The organism is Pseudomonas sp. FW305-25, from assembly GCF_017351415.1.
GTDB lineage: Bacteria > Pseudomonadota > Gammaproteobacteria > Pseudomonadales > Pseudomonadaceae > Aquipseudomonas > Aquipseudomonas chlororaphis.
In genome coordinates this window covers 25,474-40,999 of record NZ_JACNDE010000028.1, presented here as the reverse complement: position 1 = coordinate 40,999, position 15,526 = coordinate 25,474, and the positions used below count along the sequence as shown (strand labels likewise).

9 protein-coding genes are annotated in these 15,526 nt (G+C 62.8%); 4 read left to right on the top strand and 5 right to left on the bottom strand.

What is annotated here, in order from left to right; translation table 11 throughout:
* The first annotated feature begins 11 nt into the window (after window positions 1-11).
* Genes J4E58_RS22780 through J4E58_RS22765 form a run of 4 tightly spaced genes read left to right on the top strand, consistent with a single transcriptional unit; the run spans window position 12 to window position 7,225 of the window.
* On the top strand, window positions 12-4,091 hold the full coding sequence (locus J4E58_RS22780; protein ID WP_087092169.1) for an SDR family oxidoreductase: 4,080 nt from the start codon (window positions 12-14) through the stop codon (window positions 4,089-4,091).
* Window positions 4,088-5,095, top strand: a complete 1,008-nt coding sequence (locus J4E58_RS22775) for an NAD(P)-dependent alcohol dehydrogenase (RefSeq protein ID WP_158247361.1) — start codon at window positions 4,088-4,090, stop codon at window positions 5,093-5,095. Before J4E58_RS22780 ends, J4E58_RS22775 begins: the two co-directional genes overlap by 4 nt.
* 27 nt (window positions 5,096-5,122) lie before the next feature.
* A complete protein-coding gene (cysC, locus tag J4E58_RS22770; RefSeq protein ID WP_256583199.1) occupies window positions 5,123-5,755 on the top strand; it encodes an adenylyl-sulfate kinase in 633 nt (210 codons plus the stop codon).
* A 27-nt stretch (window positions 5,756-5,782) separates the two neighbouring features.
* Window positions 5,783-7,225 carry an FAD/NAD(P)-binding protein gene (locus J4E58_RS22765; protein ID WP_087092171.1) on the top strand — a complete coding sequence of 481 codons (1,443 nt, stop codon included), beginning with the start codon at window positions 5,783-5,785 and terminating at the stop codon, window positions 7,223-7,225.
* 507 nt (window positions 7,226-7,732) lie between these two features.
* Here the strand turns inward: J4E58_RS22765 and tagQ are convergent.
* From tagQ to J4E58_RS22740, 5 genes are all read right to left on the bottom strand, one after another.
* Window positions 7,733-8,671, bottom strand: a complete 939-nt coding sequence (gene tagQ, locus J4E58_RS22760) for a type VI secretion system-associated lipoprotein TagQ (RefSeq protein WP_087092277.1) — start codon at window positions 8,669-8,671, stop codon at window positions 7,733-7,735.
* Window positions 8,672-8,815: 144 nt separating this feature from the next.
* Complete coding sequence (locus J4E58_RS22755; protein WP_256593402.1) at window positions 8,816-10,480, bottom strand: SUMF1/EgtB/PvdO family nonheme iron enzyme; 1,665 nt, start codon at window positions 10,478-10,480, stop codon at window positions 8,816-8,818.
* A 55-nt stretch (window positions 10,481-10,535) separates the two neighbouring features.
* Window positions 10,536-11,723 carry an ABC transporter permease gene (locus tag J4E58_RS22750; protein WP_087092173.1) on the bottom strand — a complete coding sequence of 396 codons (1,188 nt, stop codon included), beginning with the start codon at window positions 11,721-11,723 and terminating at the stop codon, window positions 10,536-10,538.
* Window positions 11,723-12,439, bottom strand: coding sequence for an ABC transporter ATP-binding protein (locus tag J4E58_RS22745; RefSeq protein ID WP_087092174.1), 717 nt, complete (start codon window positions 12,437-12,439; stop codon window positions 11,723-11,725). The genes J4E58_RS22750 and J4E58_RS22745 overlap by 1 nt, the downstream gene beginning before the upstream one ends.
* Window positions 12,439-15,507 carry a serine/threonine-protein kinase gene (locus J4E58_RS22740; protein ID WP_087092175.1) on the bottom strand — a complete coding sequence of 1,023 codons (3,069 nt, stop codon included), beginning with the start codon at window positions 15,505-15,507 and terminating at the stop codon, window positions 12,439-12,441. The genes J4E58_RS22745 and J4E58_RS22740 overlap by 1 nt, the downstream gene beginning before the upstream one ends.
* Between the last annotated feature and the right edge of the window lie 19 nt (window positions 15,508-15,526).

Sequence of the window (15,526 nt, the reverse complement as noted above, 5' to 3'; positions counted from 1 at the left end):
AGGAGCTGTTTATGCTGACGTCACCTCATCCCCTGCCCAATGTGATTCTATGGGCCGTTTCCCGGAGCCGGTCTACTGCTTTCGAACGGGCCGTGATGCAGCACCCGGACGTCAGGGTTCTGCATGAGCGACTGTCTGAGCCGTTCCTGGCGCGGCATTTTCCGGACAAGCATGTGCTAATCGAACATACCCGTCAGACCGATCATGGACTGCCCGGCATTACTGGTTACACCGAGGCGATGGGACTGTTGTGTGAACATCCTGCTCCGCCCCAGCGCTTGCAGTTTTCCAAGGAGATCGCCTACTTCTTCGATTTCCAGGCCATCAACGGTGCGTGGCTGACGGGATTCAAACATGTATTTCTGGTGCGCCGACCACTGGACGTCATGCAGTCGCTTTACCGGGTCAGTCAGAGCGGCGGCACCACCTATTTTGATGCTGACGAATCAGGGTTCGATGAGTTAGCGCGCATTCATGATCTGGTGCTTGGACATTGCGACTCTAGTCAGGTGTTGTACCTGGACAGCGATGCCGACTTAATGAGCGATCCTCAAGGCACTTTGATGCGCTTCTGCGATTTTGCTGGCATCGACTTTTCACCCCGTCTGTTGAGCTGGGCACCGGAAAAGGTCGAACAATGGCAGTTTTTCAAAGGCTGGCATGACGATGCCGAGCGCTCCTCCGGCTTCGCCCAAGTGGCGCACCCTGCGATGATGTTCCCGGAAGCGGTTGAACGCACGGCACGGAACAAACAGTCCATCTACAAGTTGTTCCAGCTGGCAGCCACTTGGCAACGCCTGACATCCACGCCGGACCACCTCTATTGTCTATATGAGCCGGCCGCTGCACGCCTGCAAGTGTTGTTGATTGTTTCGACGAAGAAACAGCAAATACGCGCCCTGCAATGGGCAGCGCACCTGCTCGATGACTATGCCGTATGGCTATGGGATAAGCCCGAACCGTCCCACTTTGATGCAATCACCCGGGAGGTCGAACTACTGCAAGCTTTACCTCTGGTGGCGCTGGTACCCGATGAAGACCCCATTTCCCTTGGGTTCGTGCAACACCTGGGGAGTCGTCTGCTATGCCTTATCGGCCCGGACAGTCTGCAAGCACGGCAGACACAGGTCCCCTTGGTTGCTGTTGATCGATTCAACCCGAACCTGGATGAAGTCAACTCACTGATTGCTCAGAGCGTACATGCGGCAACCCAACTCAGCCGGGAGTTGCAGATCGCGACCAATCGCCTTAACTGCCAAACCAATTATCCCCAACTGTCTTGGAACGAACACCTGTCCGCATTGCTACAAGACGCCCCCGACAGCATCGTCGCTATCACTCCCCAGCAGAGTCTCAGCGCCCGAGACCTCAATGATCATGCTTGTCGCTTGGCCGAACGCCTGGCTCAGACCTGTCCTAAGGCTGGGTGGGTCGCCATTCGCCTGGACAGGGACTTGCGCACCTTGGTCACCATGACGGCCTGTAGTCTGCTAGGTTGGCCCTACCTGGATATCGCTGATTGGTATGGCGTGGACGGCACTACCAAGGCCCTTGCTAACCTCGAGCCAGTGGTCGTGGTGGGTGATGCACGTACCCTCCAGGCACTACCTGGAAGCTATCGAACCCTGCTGCTGGACAACCTGCCTGCCCTGACCGGAGAGGCCCCAATAGTTCGGGCGCAACCCTTCGGTACCTTGGCCTATGGCTTGCTGACCTCGGGTACCACCGGACCAGCAAAGGTTGTAACCATCGATGAAAGCGGCCGCCTCGACTCTCTGGCCTTTTGGCAAAAATACATCAGACCCGGAGACCGCATTGGCCTCAATGCCTGGATGACCGGTTATGTGTACTACCCCATTTTCAGTGGTGCGGTCGCATGTCTGATCCCGGACACAATGGTGTTGGCCCCACAGGCACTGAGAAACTTTGTCCGGGAGGGCCGGCTCACCCAACTAATGATCACTCCCAGCTTGGTCGCGGGCTTGCTCCAGGACAAGCGTGCTTTCCAACAGGCCTTTGCCGGCGTGCACACCCTGTGGTTGAGCGGCGAACAGTTGCCACCAGCTACCCGCATGGAGCTCATACGTTACCTGCCCCAATGCCTGGTGCTGGATCTGTACGGTTCGAATGAAGCCGGAGATGTTGCGCTATCAAGCCCGGACGGTCGCTTGCACTTTACCCCCGACACCCAGGCGTACGTATTAGATTCGACGCTTGAATGCGTTCCTCTGGGAGGGCAAGGCGAGCTTTACGTGAACAGTCCGGGACTTAGCCCGGGCTATCTCAAGGACGATGCCGCCAACCGCAAGGCATTCGTGACCAATCCCCTGGCAATCGTGCAGCCGGATCTGGCTCGACGGCTGCTGCGAACCGGCGATGTTGTACGACTGACCGAGGCCGGCGGTATCGACCTTATGGGCCGCGCCACGACTCATTTGAAGCTGCGTGGCTTCAAGATTTTCAGTGCCGATGTGGAACGGGTCTTGATGTCTCATCCTGAGGTGCAAAATGCCTTGGTAACTACCCGGGGTGACGGTCCTGATATACAACTGATCGCGTTTGTCACACCAACCAATGTCGGACATCCACCTCCCGGCAGCACGCTACGCCAGTGGGCCGGCCAGTACCTGCCCGCCTTCAGCGTGCCGCTGGCATTCTTTCTGGCCCCCTCGATCCCTGCTGGGGCCAGCCAGAAGCGCCTCAATGCACAAGCGCTACTTCAACAAGCTCTGGCTCCCCTGCCAGACAACGAACAGCCGCTGACACCACTCCAAATCCAAGTGGCTGAGTTATGGGCCGATTGCATGAATCTCCAGGGCGTCACCTTAGGGCCGGACAGCGACTTTATCGACATCGGTGGCAGCCTGTTGTTGCTGGATTTGATGAACCGCATCAACCGCACATTCCAGTCTGACCTTTCCATTGTCGATATCACTCGCAACGCGACCCTGGCAGGAATTACTGAACAGCTAACTCATCGGCTTCAGGGTGCGCCGATCCGTGAAGCGAATTTTTCAATCAGTGCCGAAGCCGAACGGTACTTGACCCGGTTGAGTGCAACCGCGCCGCCCGTAGCGCCACGCAAAGCGCGACGAACAATCCTGGTCACGGGGGCAACGGGGTATCTGGGGCGCATGATCGTCCGCGAGTTACAACAGACGCAAGGCGTGGAGAGGATTCTATGTCTGGTGCGTGCCAATGATTCGGCCCACGCGCAGCGACGGGTGGCGGAGCTGGGTCGGGTCGAAGGCTTGGCCGGAGATCTGGGGCAAGCACAGCTTGGTCTGGCGGACGAGGATTACCAGCGGCTGCACGCGGATGTCGATTGCATCATTCACTGCGCAGCTGACGTCAACTGGCTCAAGCGCTATGCAAGCCTCGCCGAGATCAATGTTGGCGGTTTGCTTCAAATGCTCGACCTGGCGGCGCTGGGCGGCGCCGCTCTCGTGTTCGCCTCGACCCTGCCGGAGGCGGTCCCGACCACGGGCTACAACCGAGCTAAGCTGGTGGCCGAACAGGTGGCGATGGCGTTCTGCAAAAACCAGGGAATCAGGCTGAGCATCCTGCGATGCGGTGACATCAGTGCCCCCGCTCGGGCCTACGCCTCCTCCCCCATCAACCCGGACGATTATGTCGGTCTGATGATTCGCAGCTGTCTTACGCTCAAGGCCTGGCCAGAGGAAAGAAGCTGGTCCCTGAACCTGACACCAGTAGATTATGTCGCCCAGGTTTTCGTCCATACCGCTCTCGGCAACCCGGTGATGGACTCGTCGCCGATCCAGCATCTGTACAACCCCGCACCGAACACCCAATGGGTTCAACTCTGCGCCTGGATGCAAACGCTGGTGGGGCAAGCCCAGTTCGCCGCTCTTCCCCTAGCCGAATGGCAAGCCAGACTCAGGAGTCTGTCACCTGGCAACACCGTCCTGCAACGCACCTTGCTGATCCTTCCGATGATCATCGATGACTTTATCCACTTCAACCATCCGGCCCCTTTGCAACTCGACCACCTGAGTTGCCCCGTGATCGATGCCGAATGGACCCAGCAGTACCTCACGGCGCTCAACCTTTACACAGGAGAGACCCCATGACGCGCACCACCACCGGATGGGCGGCCTATCGCCCGGGTTCGCCACTAGAACCTTTCACCTATTCACGTCCGGATCCGACTGCTAATGAAGTAGAGATCCAAGTCACCCATTGCGGGGCCTGCACCAGTGACTTGCATTTGATCGAAGGTAATTGGGGCGAAGCCTCCCAATACCCGCAAATTTGTGGTCATGAAGTGGTGGGACGGGTGGTCCGCACCGGATCGTCGGTGGCCAACCTTGCCCCAGGGCAACGGGTCGGTGTTGGCTGGTACAAGGGTGCCTGCCTGGCCTGTGAATGGTGCTTGAAGGGCGAGGAGCAACATTGCCCGAACGTGGTCCCCACGTGCAGTGATGGTCATCGAGGGGGGTTTGCCGACTTCCTGACCTGCGATGCACGATTCGTGTTTGCGATCCCCGAAGCCCTACCCTCTCATGTGGCTGCGCCGCTGTTTTGCGCAGGGCAAACCGTATTTACCGCGCTGCTGCGCGGCACACGACCGGAAATGCGGGTCGGGGTATTGGGTATCGGGGGGCTCGGCCATCTGGCCATTCAGTTCGCCGCCAAGTTCGGTTGCACCGTGACCGCGCTGTCGAGTTCATACGACAAAAGAGATCAGGCCATGGAGCTGGGGGCACGCTACTTCCACACCTTGGACCCGGCCACGTTGCAGGCCCAGGAGAACTCCCTGGACTTCCTGCTAATTACTGCCTCCAACGATCAAGACTGGGTTCGCGCCATGGCTTTGTTGCGGCCCCACGGCACTCTGTGTTTTGCCGGAATGCCCAACCCGGTGACATTGGACATTGCGGCCATGACGTACAAGACCTTGACCGTCAGCACCGCCAACGTCGGCGGGCGTCACGACATGCTGCAGATGCTGGCGTTTGCAAGTGAGCATCACGTGTGGCCTCTAGTGGAAACCTACCCGGCGGCACAAATCAACCAAGCTCTGGATGCCCTGCGCAACAACGAAGTGCGCTATCGCGCAGTAATTGAATTCTGACCGTCATCAGCCCCACGGAGATATCTCATGCCTTCTTCGCTGGCATTGCCTTTAAAGGTCCATCCAAATCCGGATCTGGTATCCCACTGCTTCGAGATTGAACGCCAGGACCAGTCCAACCTTAAAGGTCACCGGTCTCTTCTGTTGTGGTTCACCGGCATGTCCGGCGCAGGCAAGTCATGTATTGCCAGCCGGGTCCAGGCCAACCTGCATGTGAACCGACTGCATACATGTCTATTGGACGGCGACCGACTTCGCCAAGGCTTGACCGCCGACCTGGGTTTTGCCGATGACGACCGTAAGGAAAACATCCGGCGTACGGCCGAGGTGGGCAAACTGATGGTGGACGCAGGAGTGATCACCTTAGTGTGCCTGATCTCGCCGTTCGAACAGGAACGTCGCATGGCCAGAGCGCTGTTCGACCCCAGCGACTTCATTGAAATATTCATTGATGCACCACTCCATGTCTTAGAGCGGCGCGATCCCAAGGGTCTTTATGCCAAAGCTCGAAAGGGCTTGATCAAGAACTTCACCGGAATCGACTCACCCTATGAACGACCAGTGTCTCCCGACATTGTGATCGACAGCGCAACCTCCTCTGTCGAACAGGCTGCGCACACCATTGAAGCGTTCCTGCAGAATCATCGACTCAGGGGTTAGCCGGCACATCAGCAACGGGTAAATATCATGAAGACTCTGGTTATCGTCGGGGCTGGCTTTAGCGGTGTGGCCACCGCGGCACAGATCATGCGCAGCGGCTGCACCGGTCTGCAGATAATATTGATAAACCGCACAAGAGCCATGGCGCGAGGACTGGCCTATGGCACCAATAGCCCCCTCCATCTGTTGAATGCAAGCGTCGGTAGAATGAGTGCTCTGGAGGACGTGCCAGACGACTTCCTGAAGTTTTGCAAAAGCCGACAGCATGGTGTCGACAATGCTTCGTTTGTTACTCGCAGTCTTTATGGCAGCTACTTAAACGAGGTGCTCGACGAAGCTGAACGACTGAATCCAAGCGTGCCGTTGTTGCGGCTTGTCGCGGAGGTCACACATTTACATCCTAATGGCCAAGGCGCCCAGCTCAACCTATCGAATGGCAGTACGCTCAAGGCGGATCATGTAGTGCTCGCCTTTGGTAACTTCCCACCCGCCGACTGCTGCAACTTGAATAAAACCCTGCGTTCACAGACCTACCTGCATAATCCCTGGGAAGCGCCCATACCCTTGCCACCTGATCCGGACTCCGCCGTGTTGCTACTCGGCACCGGCCTTACGGCGATTGACGTGGCGTTGGTGCTGCTTCAGCAAGGCCACCGCGGACCGATCCATTTACTGTCTCGGCGCGGCCTGATGCCCTTGGGCCACCTGCCTATCGCCACACCTCCTCTACCTCGCCTTGTATACCTGGGACGCGGCTCCCCCCGACGACTGATGGCGAAGCTCCGCCAGTTGGTCAAGGACTATCAGCACCAAGGTGGCGACTGGCGGGGCGTGATCGACGACCTTCGCCCTTGGGTACAAAAACTCTGGCGCGCCATGGATAGCGCGCAACAACGGCAATTTTTGCGTCATGTCCAACCTTGGTGGGACATCCATCGTCATCGCTTGGCTCCGGTTACGTTCCAGCACTTCCAACAACATCTGGACAGCGGGCAACTGGTTCTTCATGCCGGCAGACTGAGCAATGTTGCGCTGCTGGGCAAGGCGCTGATTGTCGACTTCCAACGACGCCGTGACCAAACAACGGAATCCCTTAAGGTAAGCAAGATCATAAATTGCACTGGACCCAATATCGACATCCATCTAGTCGATGATCCCCTCGTCAATACCTTGCGAGAACAAGGTCTGATTAGTGAAGCCCCGTGTGGCTTAGGGATACTGGTGGACGAGCAATTGCGTGTACAAAATCAAGAAAACCAACCGACCCCGTGGCTGAGCTACGTGGGACCGATGCTCAAGGCACAGTATTGGGAGGCCACGGCCGTTCCCGAGCTTAGGCGATTCTCTTTTGGGTTGGCCACACGACTGGTGGCAGAACTGGCAAGTGGGCCAGTGGCCAATTGGGTTGATCCTTCGCCTCGCGTAGCGCATCAAGGTGAAGTGGCTCGCAGTGCAAATCGAGGTAAGTAGGCGAGATGCATACAACGGAAACACGCGCGCAAAAAAAGCCAATGGCGCGGGAAACGAGACTCGCATCTAGCCATCCGCCCTATTGAAATCAAAGGGAAAAGACCGGTGACGACCGCCATATCCGCAGGTTTTTTCGCCATGATGGCCCGCCCGTTCCGGTGCACTGATGGTGTGGAAGATGCTAACCATCAGATGCCATCCTCCCGAGACGGGGTATTAACCTTTTGAAAGGACACGATCGTCCTGGCATGCAGCTTGACCGAAACGGCCTGCCGCTACCGTCGAGCGGACAGCAAGGCTCTGGAACAAATGCAAAGCCTTCTGGATCAGGCACCCGTGATGATGCGTGTCCGTCGTCAAACAGATTGAGCTTCCAATCGGCTCACCCAAACCCTGGAAAGAGGCCCACCACCTCTTTGCCAGAGTCCTCGACCGGGCGATCAACGTGACGAGCCAGATACCTGCCGGCGATGGCCATAGACAGGATCCCACTCCCCCTTTCCCGCATCAGGCTTTCGAGCAGGCAGGCGGTGCCCAGTCACCCATGTCGGGGTTGCTGCACACGTCGTTGACCATGGTCTGGCCACGAGCGGCGACTTTCTGGCCTTCCGCACGCTTGGCCGTGGCTTGCTGCAAGGTGCGCTCGGTGGTGACGGCTTCCTTGGGCACATTCGTCTTCGTCGCTGTCTTGGTGCTGGCCTTCTTGCTGGCCGCCTTCTTATCGGTGGCGGCCGGAGGCTTCACGGCGGCCACCTGAGCAACGTCCTGGCGTTGCACACCGACCGTCTGCAGGTCTTTCTCATAGGCTTGGGTGTAGACATCGATGCTCTCGCCGGCACGCCCGTCCGCGGCGGCCATCAGCTCGTTGGTTTCCTTCAGGCCGCTGACGATCTCGGCCAGACGCAGGCGCCCTTCACTGTCGCCGATCTTCTTCGTCTTGCGCGCATTGAGCAGTGAGGTGAACTCGCGCTGGTAGCAGTTCTGCGCGGTACGGGTGTAGCTGATGCTGCGGTCGATTTCGCCGCTACTCTGGTCGAAGTCGCTGGCGTAGGAAGCAATGCGCGCACGGTCGTCGCTGATCTGCTTCTGGCGTTCGCTGTAGTAGCCGGTCGCGCCCCCGACCAGGGCCCCGGCGGCGGCGCCTATCAGGGCATTGCGGCCGGCATCGCCGCTATTGCCGACCAGGGCCCCGGTCAGGCCGCCGAGCAGGCCACCGGCAATCGCGCCGGTGGCCACCGACTTGGTCATCGACTTGTCGGAACTGCGCAGTTGGCTGACCGGCTCATAGCATTGCGGGTAGTACTCGACCTTGGTTTGGGCCGCGACCTTCGAGCTTGGAGCCCCGAAGCCCGCGCATCCGCTCAGCAGCAGGGCGCAGCAGACCACGCCAGGCAACGGCAGGGTACGAGCCAGGGTCGAAGCGCAGTTCTTGAGTGAAGTATCCATGGTCATGTCTCTCCTTTTTGTGCGTATCAATTGCGTTTCGGCTTCGACGCAGAGTGAGCGCTGTCCCACGTGAGCGAAGCCTGCCGATGCTACATCCAGCCTAGCGGGTCTTCGCCGCCACCGACGACCGTTCCGACACCCTGCTCAGGGGGCAAGAAGCTCCTTCAGGATCGTCTCCGGATCGGCTCGGTGCTGCTGGCGAAACTGCCCCACGTGCCTGACGAAAAGCGTGGCACGGGCCATGAGGCTTTTTCCCAGCACCGGTTTGTGATTGAGCTCTTCCCGGGTCCGCTGGAACTGCGTCTGGATCACCTCGTCGGTGTAGCGCGTTCCGGTCGCCAGGTTGTCGATGTAGATCGCCAGGGCACCCTCAAGCGCACTGCGCCCATTGGCGATGGCCGTTTCATAGAGCTTGGCGGTGGCTTCGTCCTGGGCGGCCCGCGCCTGATCGCGATCCTTCTTCAGGTTGGTCAGGCGAATGTTGTAGTTGTTGACCGTCTCGGCCACCAGGGCCGCCGACTGGATCAGGTTGCCTGCGGCCTCCTCGCGCTGCCGGGCGATCAGCGACACATTGCGCTTGAGCTCTTCGTTCACCCGCGCTAGGCGGGCCTGCAGGTTCGGGTCGGTGCTGCTGGCGATGAGACTGTCCAGTAACTGGGTCGGGTCTTCGGCAGCCTCGATTTCATCGGTCAGTCCCGCCAGGCGGCCTTCCTTCTGCCACTGCTCGAACAGTTCATCAAAGCGTGAGCGCGGTGCCGACAACGCGCCCAGGGCCACCCGAAAACCGGTGGTGGCGTTGCGCTGTTCGCTGCCGTCGGCGGCGAACAGCGGGTATTCCCGGCGCATGCCGGTGAACAGCGTCAGCTCGCCTTCCAGGTAGTTGCCGCCCTTGACCACAAAACCGCCGTAACTGCCCTGGCGGCGACCGGCGTGGACCAGTTGGAAGGACTCCTGGACCATCTCCGCGGCATTGCCGATCACGTCGAACAATCCCAACGGATTGGGCTTTTTCAGCCCGACCGGCAACAGCCGCGCGCCCTGCCCCGTGCCCCCGGCGACCTGGCTGAACACCGCCCAGTCCCCTAGCGGGCCATCGCTGTCGCTGCCTTGCACCTTGCGCGGAAACAAGCGCGCCTCCAGCGCCTGGCGGCTGACCGCATGGCCACCGCGGGCGGCGAATTCCCACTCCACTTCGGTCGGTAGGCGGACGAAGCCCATCCCGCCGTCCTCGGCCGCTTTGCCGCGGCCGCTGACCGGCAACCGGTCGCGGTGGTACTTGAGCAACCAGGCGCTGTACACCGCGGCAAAGCGCTCGGCCTCGAGGCGCGACAGCTTGACCTTGGGCAAGCGCGCGGACATGTCGCTCATGGGGGCGCAGGCTGGTGCCTCGCCCTGCCCGGCCAAGGCCGCCTCCTGGGCCATGACCAGGGCGTATTGGCGCTCGGTGACCTCGTATTTGCCGACAAAATAGAACATCGGCTTGAGCAGGCTGTCGGCCTCACTCTTGGGCAGGGTCGGGGCGATTCGGGCTTGCCAGTCGGCCGGCAGGTCGTCGAGGACGAACTGACCGTTGATGTAGTCGCGCCGATAACCGGAGATGAAGGATTGCCGGTAGCCCGGATCGTCATCGCTGAAGGGATAGCCGAGATTGACCTCACGGTCGTCCAGGGTGCCCTTGGCGAGGACATAGACGTAGCGGAACACCAATTCGCCTTCGCAAGGCAGCGGCAGGCTGAGGTCATCGGGCAGCGGTTTCGGGTTATCCGCAGGGGCGTCCTGCGCCTGCGCCGCGCCGGCCAGCGCCAGCATGACCAGAGCCTTCAGCCAGACCAGGCCCCTCCGCCAGACCAGAACCCTCCGCCAGTTAGACATCGCGCAGTCCTTCCGATGCTTCGATCCGCGCCGCGCGCCAGCCACCGGAGGCCGCCGCCAGCAGGCAGCAGAGCAGCGTCAGCAGCAGGGCCAGCAGGTAGTGGACCGGCAGCAGCCGGCAGGCGAACTCCCCCGTCGCCGGTGCGAACAGCCGGTTCAGCCCGGTTTCGGCCATGCCGTACAAGCCCCAGGCCAGCAGCAGGCCGAACACCCCGGTGTACAGCGCCTGCAGTACGACGAAGGCGATCAGGGCGCCTGTCGAAAAACCCAGCAGGCGCAACACCGACAAGGCCCTGCGCTTGCGCTCGACGGCGGCCAGGGCGCTGGCGGTCATCGCCGCGAAGGCCCCGGCCAGGGCCAGGCTGGCGATGACCCAGAACACCAGGGTCAGGTTGTGGCTGAGGGAGCGCACCTGGGCGATGACGCCGGCCTGGGTCGCGACTTCCAGCTGGCGCTCGGCGAAATACCGGCGCAGGCGCTCCACGCCGTCCAGGTCCGCGGCATAGAGACGGAACCCCGGATACACCCGCGCCCTGTTCGCTTGTGGCAGGTACCCAGGCCAGGCCAGGCCATCGCGGTAGTCTTCGGCGGCTTCCAGCAGGGCCAGGGGCGCGAACAGCGCATCGCGCTGGAAGGCCGCGAGTGGCAAGACCCCCTGCACCCGCAGGCGGACGCGCTGGTATTCCTGGCGCCCGCCGACCTGACGGCCGAACGCGGCGCTCAGCATGTCGCCGCCCTGGACCCCGAGTTTCTCCGCCGCCCGCTGGCTGAGCAGTACCTGATCCGGCGCATCGGGCAGCAGCGTGGGCGCCACCAGCGGGTCGCCCGCGGCGGTGGGGATCATCTCGACCGTCAACGCCTGGCCGGCCGCGTCCGGGTAGAGGTCGGCGGTCGCGGCGATCTGTCGGGTACGCGGCACAACGAAGGCCACTTCGGGACGCGCGGCCAGCTCGGCGATGGCCTGGGCGCTGAAGCGCCCGCCGCCCATGGGCACCACTTCGCGCACGGCGGGGTCGCGCTCCAGGCGTTCGGTCAGGGTGGTGACCAGGCCGAACTTGAGGCCGAACAGCACCAGCAAGGGCGCGAGCACGGCGACCAGGGCCAAAACCGCGCAAACCGACAGGCGCACCTCGGCGCGGTAGTCGTGCCAGGCCAGCAGGGCCATCAGGGCAAGCCGCATCAGCCACCTCCCGCCAGGGTCGCGGTGACCCCGCCATCCGCGCCGCGCTGCACCTGCAAGGGATGTAGCTGCAGCCCGACGCGCCGGGCCAGCGCCTCGTCATGGGTGGCGACCAGGATGCACACGCCGCGCTCCTCGGCCTGGGCCACCAGCAGTTGCATGACCCGTTCGGCGTTCAGCGGGTCCAGCGAGGCGGTGGGCTCGTCCGCCAGCACGATGCTCGGCCCATGGGCCAGGGCCCGGGCGATGCTCACCCGCTGGCGCTGGCCCACGGACAGTGCCGCCGGCAGCTTGTGCAACTGGTCGGCGATTTCCAGCTGCTCGGCCAGGCGCCTGACCGTGGCATCGGCCGGCAGGCCGAGCAGCGCCCGCGACAAGCCGATATTGCGCTGCACGTCGAGAAACCCCAGCAACCCGCCCGTCTGCAGCACATAGCCCATGACCCGGCTGCGCAGCCCGGCCAGCACATCCTGGCGGCCGCTGCGCCAGAGCCCGGCGACATCCAGCGTACGGTCGTCGGCGTGGCATTCGAAGACACCACCCGGGTCCGGGGACAGCACCAGGGCCAGCAGGTCCAGCAGGGTGCTCTTGCCGCTGCCGCTGGGGCCTACCAGCGCCAGGCGCTGGCCCGCTCGCAGGTCGAGCCGGGGCACCACCAGGCTGTAGCGCTGTGGTCCCTCGCCGCGGGTCTTGCGAATATCTCTGAGCTTGAGCATCAGGGCAGCGTCGCCAGGGGTACGCGGTACAACGCATCGCCCGGCTGGGCCTCGCCGAAGCGGACCCAGTTGGCGCTGTCGTTGTGGAAAGTCTCGTACAGGCGGATCTTCGACTCCAGCTCGTCGATGAAGTCCTGCTGCTCGGCCACGCTCAGGGACAGCCAGAGGTCCTGGGTCATAGTCAGCGATTTACTGCGATACGGCAGGCCGTCCAGGTACTCGCCGAGGATGCCGCCTTCGACCAGGTTGCCGCCCTGCTTCAACCGCGTCGGGTCGCGGCTCATGTGGGCACTGGCGCTGGCGATTTCCTGGAAGAAGTCCTTGGGCGAGGTCTGGGTACGGCGGGCCGCATCGACGATCAGTTTCAGCGACTGCTGCAGGTCGTTGAGCTGCAGCTTGGTCAGCAGCACGCAGACCTGGAAGGCCGGCAGCGAGGGGTTGGTCAGGTCATGGTCGGAGGTCCAGGCGGTGATCAGCTGCGGTGCACGGACCGCCGACTGGCGACCGAGAAAGTCCATCTGCATGGCGTAGCCGATGGCCGTGGCCTTGCTCGCGACGCTCGGTGCCCCCTGTGGCGGCGGCAGGCTCGGCAGCTGGTTGTTGCGCGCCTGATGCACCTGTTCGGCGAATACCGAGCCGATCTCGGCGACCGTATCGCCGAAGCGACCGACATCGCCGCCCGCCACCGGAATGTACAGGTCGCCGATCTGCGGGTTGGCGTCGGCCGTCAGGCTGCGGTACTGCTGCTCGGCGAAGTCATGGTTTTTCCGGCCCGCCTCGGTGCGCAAGTGCAGCGCATAGAGCTTGATCCGTTTACTGAGGGCGGCTTCGCGCACCTCGGCTTCGTTCATCTGGGTGTGCCCCAGCGGATCGTTCTTGCGCAGGGCGCCAGCGTCGGTGACCAGCAGGATCAGCCGCCCGGCATAGGGACTCCAGTCCATGCCCTCGACCGCCGCCATCACACCGGCGAAGGCATCTTCATTGAAGGCGTGGCTGGATACCTTGGTGGCCTTGACCTGGCCAGCCAGCTCGAGGAAGCGCTGTGGATCACGGCCCTGCTCCAGGCTCACCAGGGTTTGCGCCACATATTCCAGGCCCGGGGTTTTCTCGACATTGCTGCGAAACCCCACCAGGCCGAAGCTGACGCTGTCCAGGTCGCCACGGCTGGCGATCTGCCGGTGCAACGCCTGCACCACCTGGCGCACCCGGTCGATGTAGGGCTGCATCGACACCGAGGTGTCGACCACCAGCACGATCGCCGTGCGAAAGGCATCGCTGGCGGCCTTGGCCGCCCCCCCGGCCTTGCCCAGGGGCGTATTGCCAGGGTCGATGGAGGCCACATTGAGCAACTGCACCGGCTGACCGTCGGCATCGAAACTCTCGCGGGCCTCGAAAATCGGCAGCAGGTAGAACTGGTCCTGGGGGATGGCGCTGGCCACAGGCTCCAGCGCGACGATCTGCGGGTCCACGCTGCCTTCGTTCTGCGCCTTGTGCAGGGCCGCGCGGGCCTGCGCCGTGTCCGCCAGGAACCGTTCGAGGGTGCTTGCTTCGCGCAGGAACATGACCGGCGAACGACCGGAGCGCTCGGTGAATTTCAGCACCAGGCTCTGCTTCCAGTCGCTGACCTGCTCGGCCGGCAACCAGCCATCGCGCTGGCCATCGCTGGCGGCGCCGACCTCCAGCCAGGTGCCACCCGCCACCGCCTGGCGCTGATAGACATACAGCACCGAGAACGCCGGCAGCGCGGCACCGCTGGGCGCCGCTCCCGGCTGGCTGGATACCTGTGCGCCGGGCTTGCTCAGCACGCGCTGGAACAGGGTTTTCTTGCCCGGCATCAGCAGCGGCCGGTCGCCGCCGTCGGCGTTCGTCGTCAGCGGCGGTTGCGCTGCGCTGGCCGTCTTGGCGGGCGAGTCCTGCACCCCGCCGCCAGCCGGCGTTTTCTTGGCCTCGACCTGACCGTTTTCCGGTTCCGCCGGCGGCGCCGAGCGCAGCCACCAGTAGCCCCCGCCAGCCAGGGCCAGTGCGCCGGCCACGGCCACACCGAGCAGCGCCAGCAACGGCCCGCGCGACCCGGCCGGCGGCTCCGCACCGAGGCTTGCGGCCTGTTCGGATCTGGCCGTGGCGGCTGGCTCAGGCTCTGGCGCAGCGAGCGGCGGCATGTCCAGGGAAACCGGCGTCATCCCGCCCAGGCCGGTCGTCGCGGATTGGCCGGCGGCCGCCGCGGCGGGCAACGGCAATGGGCGGATCTGCGTCGCCTCGGCATCGGCCGGCCCGGCGGGCGGCAGGTTGTCCAGCGCGGCGATCAGGGCATCGGCATCGGCAAAACGCTCGGCCGGGTCCTTGGCCAGCAGCTTGCGCAGAATCCCCTGGTAACGGCCGTGGGTCATGGGCAGTTCGGGCAGCGGCTCGGTCAAGTGGGCCAGGGCCGTGGACAGCGAGTCGCTGCCGGTATAGGGCAGCTTGCCGGTGAGTATCTCGTAGAGCACCACCCCCAGGGCGTAGAGATCGGTGCGCCCGTCGATCTGCTGGCCGCGGGCCTGTTCAGGACTCATGTAGCTGGGTGTGCCCACGGCGAAACCGGCCTGGGTGAACTGGGTGCTGTCCTCCAGGGACTTGGCGATGCCGAAGTCCGAGAGCACCGCCGAACCGTTGGCGCGGAACAGGATATTGGCCGGCTTGACGTCCCGGTGCACCAGGCCCTGGGCATGGGCATACCCCAGGGCCAGGGCGATCTGGCGCAGGTAGACCAGTCCCTGCTGCGGGCTGAGCCCCTCGGCGATCCGTTCCTTCAGCGTCCCGTTCGGCAGGTACTCCATGGCCATGTAATAGAAGTGGCCGGCATTGCCGATGTCGTAAATGGTCACGGTGTGCGGGTGGGAGAGCCGCGCCAGGGTCTTGCCCTCGCGCAGGAAGCGCTCGCAGAAGCTGCGGTCGGCGGCCAGCGCGGCGGCCATGACCTTGAGCGCCACCTTGCGCTCCAGCGAGCGCTGGGTCGCCAGGTAGACCGTGGCCATGGCGCCCTCGCCCAGCTCGCGCTCGATCCCATAGCCGGGAATGTCCATGTCCATGCTCGAGCGTTCTTCGGCT

Excerpts from the sequence above, each read along its gene's own strand:
- J4E58_RS22755 (WP_256593402.1), bottom strand. The coding sequence starts at position 10,480 with ATGCTGGCGCTGGCCGGCGCGGCGCAGGCGCAGGACGCCCCTGCGGAT.
- J4E58_RS22750 (WP_087092173.1), bottom strand. The coding sequence starts at position 11,723 with ATGCGGCTTGCCCTGATGGCCCTGCTGGCCTGGCACGACTACCGCGCC.
- J4E58_RS22775 (WP_158247361.1), top strand. The coding sequence starts at position 4,088 with ATGACGCGCACCACCACCGGATGGGCGGCCTATCGCCCGGGTTCGCCA.
- J4E58_RS22745 (WP_087092174.1), bottom strand. The coding sequence starts at position 12,439 with ATGCTCAAGCTCAGAGATATTCGCAAGACCCGCGGCGAGGGACCACAG.
- J4E58_RS22765 (WP_087092171.1), top strand. The coding sequence starts at position 5,783 with ATGAAGACTCTGGTTATCGTCGGGGCTGGCTTTAGCGGTGTGGCCACC.
- J4E58_RS22780 (WP_087092169.1), top strand. The coding sequence starts at position 12 with ATGCTGACGTCACCTCATCCCCTGCCCAATGTGATTCTATGGGCCGTT.
- tagQ (WP_087092277.1), bottom strand. The coding sequence starts at position 8,671 with ATGGATACTTCACTCAAGAACTGCGCTTCGACCCTGGCTCGTACCCTG.
- J4E58_RS22740 (WP_087092175.1), bottom strand. The coding sequence starts at position 15,507 with ATGGACATGGACATTCCCGGCTATGGGATCGAGCGCGAGCTGGGCGAG.
- cysC (WP_256583199.1), top strand. The coding sequence starts at position 5,123 with ATGCCTTCTTCGCTGGCATTGCCTTTAAAGGTCCATCCAAATCCGGAT.